This window comes from Sphingopyxis sp. BSNA05, assembly GCF_013265645.1.
In the GTDB taxonomy this organism is placed as follows: domain Bacteria; phylum Pseudomonadota; class Alphaproteobacteria; order Sphingomonadales; family Sphingomonadaceae; genus Parasphingorhabdus.
Window position 1 is genome coordinate 1 of the sequence record NZ_PYIA01000172.1, and the last position, 3814, is coordinate 3814.

The following is a 3814-nucleotide window of genomic DNA, read 5'->3' on the forward strand; positions in this document are numbered from 1 at the left end:
TTTGCGGCTGCCATCCGGGATATTGGCGACCTCGGCAGCGGGAGATTCCTCGATCAGGCAGGCCGTCGCCACCGTCACCGCCGCGAGCACGCCAACACTGGCATGGGCGCGTTTGGGAATGAAGCTGCGCACGGTGATCGCGCCGCCGTTTCTGGGTGCGGCAACCAGCATCATCTTGGGCACCGAATTCTCTGCAACATCGCCCAGATTCATCCGCTCGCCAGCAGCCAGCCGGATCGCTTCGATGCGGTCTTTCATGTCTTCGGCTGCGTCGAGGTCTTCGCGGCTCTCATAGCCGGTTGCGCCAACATCTTCCGCCTTCATCACGATGCAGGGCATGCCGTTGTCGATCAGGGTGCAGCGTACATCGTTGATAATATCGACGGCATTGCCGGTGGGCAGTAGCGCTCCGCAGCTTGATCCCGCCGTATCGCGAAATTCCAGCGGTACGGGCGCTGCCGTGCCGGGCACGCCATCGATCCGGGCATCGCCGGAATAGACCGGCATGCCGCCGCGCGTCTCGACTGTTGCAACAGCGGGTTGCGAGGTGTTCTCCATGAAGATCGTGACTTTGGTCTGCTCGCTTGTGGCGGCAACCAGTCCCCGCTCGATGGCAAAGGGGCCGACGCCGGCGAGGATATTGCCGCAATTTTGCGCATCGCTGACCAGGGCCTGATCGACAAAGACTTGCAGAAACAGATAATCGACATCGATGCCGTCGCGATCGGATTTGCGGATGACCGCGACCTTGCTGGTCAGTGGATCGGCGCCGCCCATGCCGTCGATCTGGCGCTCATCCGGCGAGCCCATGATGCGGAGGAGAAAGGCATCCCGTTCCGCCCGGTCGGCGGGCAGATCCTCCGCCAGAAAATAGCCGCCCTTGGACGTGCCGCCGCGCATCCACATGACGCGGGCCGAGGCCAGCGGACCGTCAGACATATTTCAGGCCTTCTTTCTCCAGCCGCTCGCGCATATTATACATGTCGAGGCCGAGAATGCCGCTCGCCAGCTTTTGCCGTTTCTCTTCCTCATTGGCCTCCCGGCTCGCGCCTTTTCGAGCACTTTGGCGGCATTTTGCCGGGGCACGACGCAAACGCCATCATCATCGGCGACGATGACATCGCCCGGATTGACCAGCGCACCGGCGCAAACGACCGGAACATTGACCGATCCCAAAGTATTCTTGACCGTACCCTGAGCGAAAACCGCCTTCGACCAAACCGGAAAGTTCATCTCGGTGAGATCGCGGACATCGCGGACACCGGCGTTGATGATCAGGCCGCGACCTCCGCGGGCTTGCGCGGATGTCGCCAGCAGATCGCCGAAATAACCGTCTTCGCACGGGCTGGTCGGCTCGAGCACCAGTATGTCGCCTTCCTGCATCTGTTCGATCGCGACATGGACCATCCAGTTGTCTCCGGGGGCCGCCGATATGGTGACGGCATTTCCGGCGACGCGCGCGCCGGCATAGATCGGGGTCATGTGCGAGGCCATCAGACCGGTCCGGCCCTGCGCTTCGTGAACCGTGGCGACGCCGCATTGGCCGAGCCCGTCGACCAGTTTCAGATCGGTCCGCTCGATATTCTGGACAACGATATTCGCCATTTTCAGTTCCTCCGATTATTGCCTACCTGTTGCAGGCTGCGCCGAAAACCGCAATTTGGAACTTGGGCAGGGCTATAAGATTGTGCTAATCCTTGGTCCATGGAGATTTGGGACCTCAATTTGCGCCATTTATATGCCGCAAAGGAAATCTGCGACAAAGGCAGCATAAGCGCTGCTGCAGATGCTGTAAATCTGACCCAGCCGGCGATAACGCAAGGACTGGTGAAGCTGGAGACGCAATTGGGGCAGCCGCTGTTCGAGCGGCACACCGACGGCATGTCTCCGACGCCCGCCGCGACCATATTTGCGCCGAGGATCGAGGCCGCGCTGGCCAATATCGGGTCGACGCGTGTGACTATGGCGCAGGTGCGTGCCTTCCTGTTGGTAGCTGAGTATGGCAGCTACCCGACAGCGAGCGCCATGTCGGGGCTGGCCCAGCCATCGCTGCATCGCTCGGTTGCCAATCTGGCGATTGCGCTGAAACGCAAATTGCTCGAGCGGCGCGGCAAGGGCATGGCGCTGACTGGTCAGGGGCGTACTCTGGCCCGATCTTTCCGTCTGGCCAAGGCGGAGCTTGTGGCCGGATTGTCGGAGCTTGAGGCGCTGAAGGGGCGGGAAACCGGAACGGTTGCGATAGGCGCCATGCCATTGTGCCGCGCGCGCCTGTTGCCGAAGGCGTCTCACAATTTCACAAGGCTTATCCCGAAAGCGAGATCCGCATCATCGAAGGCAGTCATGCCGAACTGATCGAGCCGTTACGCGATGGCGAGCTGGATTTTCTGGTCGGCGCGCTGCGCGATCCGGTCCCTGGCGACGATGTGCAGCAACAATCGCTGTTCGAAGACCATCCCGTGATCATCGGTCGCCGCGATCATCCGTTGCGGAACCAGCCGGGCGATCTGCAAAAACTGGCCAGCTATCCATGGATCATCGCGGCACCGGGCACGCCGCTGCGCATGCGCTGGGAGCAGATGTTTGAATCTGCGGGCATAGAATGTCCGGATGTGCCGATCGAATGCGGGTCGGTGATCACCATCCGGCAGATATTGCTGGAAAGCGATTTCCTGACCCTGCTTTCACCCGATCAGGTTGCCGTCGAGCTGGAAGCGCAATGGCTTTCGGCCATCGGGCAGCCGCCGGCAGGACTGCATCGGACCATCGGTATAACGACCCGGACCGGCTGGATGCCGACGGCAATGCAACGGGATTTTCTGGCGATGCTGGAGCAAGCGGCGAAAGACTGAATTCGCTTTAGCTTATACCCCGTTCCGCTTTCCGATTGGCAGAATTCGCGGCGTGCCGATAGCGTTGAGCGATGATAAAATCCGTTTCTCTTATCGGTTTTGGCGAAGCAGGCGCGACATTCGCGCGGGGTGGCGCATGGGGCGCTGCGGCGCGCGCCTATGATATCGAGGACAAGACATCAGACTATGCTGAGGCTGGTGTCACCGGATGCGGCAGCCTGCCGGACGCCTGAAAGAGGCCGCTGCTATTCTCAGCCTCGTTACCGCCGGTCAGGCACAGGCTGTGGCCGAAAATGCCGCGCCCTGCATCGCGACGGGGGCACTCTATTTCGATATGAACTCGGTCGCCCCCGACACGAAACGGGCGGCGGCGAAGGTCATCGAGGAAGCAGGCGGGCGCTATGTCGACGTCGCGGTCATGGCACCGGTGCAGCCTGCCGAATTGTCGGTACCATTGCTGCTTTCCGGCACCGATGCTGCCGAAGGCGCCGCTGTTCTGGCCGGTCTCGGCTTTGACAATATCCGCGTTGTGGGCGGTGACGTCGGCAAGGCGTCGTCGATCAAGATGATCCGCTCGGTCATGGTCAAGGGCGTGGAAGCGCTGACTGCGGAAATGATGCTCGCGGCCCAAGAGGCGGGAGTGGCTGACGATGTCTTGCAGTCGCTCGGCCCGGAATGGGCGACCAGAGTGGACTATAATATCGAACGCATGACCAGCCACGGGCTGCGCCGCGCGGAAGAAATGGAGCAGGTTGCCCTGACCCTCCAAGCTCTGGGCATCGAACCGCTGATGACGAGGGGCACGATCGTCCGCCAGCGGGAAATGGCGAACAGGAAAGGATTGGCCGCATGAGCCTGATTATCGATTGTCACGGTCATTACACCACCGCGCCTGCCGCGCATAATGAATGGCGGGAAGCGCAGCGGGCGGCCTTTGCCGCTGGCGAGCCGGTCGGGCCCTATCC

5 protein-coding genes and 2 pseudogenes are annotated in these 3814 nt (G+C 61.4%); 5 read left to right on the top strand and 2 right to left on the bottom strand.

Annotation, left to right across the window (positions count from 1 at the left end):
* Nucleotides 1-939, bottom strand: a 939-nt coding sequence (locus tag C8024_RS19760; protein WP_173208405.1) for a 4-oxalomesaconate tautomerase, incomplete at its 3' end; no start/stop codon positions are given.
* Nucleotides 932-1605 (bottom strand): annotated as a pseudogene (ligK, locus tag C8024_RS19765) (4-carboxy-4-hydroxy-2-oxoadipate aldolase/oxaloacetate decarboxylase). The gene C8024_RS19760 and the pseudogene ligK, both read right to left, overlap by 8 nt.
* Before the next feature lie 120 nt (nt 1606-1725).
* Between ligK and C8024_RS23905 the strand changes: the two are divergent.
* The 5 genes and pseudogenes from C8024_RS23905 to C8024_RS22400 form a co-directional block, all read left to right on the top strand.
* A complete protein-coding gene (locus C8024_RS23905; RefSeq protein ID WP_367947455.1) occupies nt 1726-2352 on the top strand; it encodes a LysR family transcriptional regulator in 627 nt (208 codons plus the stop codon).
* On the top strand, nt 2256-2849 hold the full coding sequence (locus C8024_RS23910; RefSeq protein ID WP_367947456.1) for a LysR substrate-binding domain-containing protein: 594 nt from the start codon (nt 2256-2258) through the stop codon (nt 2847-2849). Before C8024_RS23905 ends, C8024_RS23910 begins: the two co-directional genes overlap by 97 nt.
* A gap of 71 nt (nt 2850-2920) precedes the next feature.
* Entirely contained in the window at nt 2921-3082 is a 162-nt protein-coding gene (locus tag C8024_RS22395; RefSeq protein WP_254306142.1) for a hypothetical protein, read from the top strand.
* Nucleotides 3058-3702: an NAD(P)-dependent oxidoreductase gene (locus tag C8024_RS19775; RefSeq protein ID WP_254306143.1), complete on the top strand. Its 645-nt coding sequence runs from the start codon at nt 3058-3060 to the stop codon at nt 3700-3702. Before C8024_RS22395 ends, C8024_RS19775 begins: the two co-directional genes overlap by 25 nt.
* A pseudogene (locus C8024_RS22400) lies at nt 3699-3814 on the top strand (amidohydrolase); the annotation flags it as partial. The gene C8024_RS19775 and the pseudogene C8024_RS22400, both read left to right, overlap by 4 nt.

Bases quoted from the DNA above. Each gene is read 5' to 3' on its own strand.
- C8024_RS22395 (WP_254306142.1), top strand. From the start codon at position 2,921: ATGATAAAATCCGTTTCTCTTATCGGTTTTGGCGAAGCAGGCGCGACA.
- C8024_RS19775 (WP_254306143.1), top strand. From the start codon at position 3,058: ATGCGGCAGCCTGCCGGACGCCTGAAAGAGGCCGCTGCTATTCTCAGC.